This is a genomic window from Cupriavidus sp. 8B (assembly GCF_054589115.1).
Map to the genome: position 1 here is coordinate 1 of NZ_BAAILO010000638.1, position 391 is coordinate 391.

A 391-nucleotide genomic window follows, 5' to 3' on the forward strand; every position below is an offset into this window, starting at 1 on the left:
CAGGAATTGTTCGTGGAATTCTCTGGTTTGGCGTCGCGTCATGGTTGTTGTTTCTCTCAAGCGGACTTCGTCGCGGCGAGCAGTTCCTGATGGAAGGTGGCCACTGATGCGGCCAGGGAAGCGAGCGTGGCGCGATGTTCGCGTAGTTCGCGAGCATGCCGGCAGGATTGGAACTTGTCCCGCAATGCTGAGAAGTCCGCGACGAGGCCGTCCAGACGCAGGCCGACATGGCGTTCAGCCGGCGGCGCGGTACGCGCGGGTGCGGGCGAATCATTGGCTGCGATGGCATCGCGCTTGCTGGCGAGTTGCTCCTCAGAGGCGCGCACTTCGCTCTGCAGCTGTTCCAGCCGGGCTTCGGCGGCCTTGATGGCTTCCGTCGCGGACGTGTATT

General features: G+C 63.2%; 1 pseudogene. It reads right to left on the minus strand.

The annotated features are described in order from the left end of the window. Positions 1-56: 56 nt before the first annotated feature. A pseudogene (locus ACYP5B_RS51480) lies at positions 57-391 on the minus strand (hypothetical protein); the annotation flags it as partial.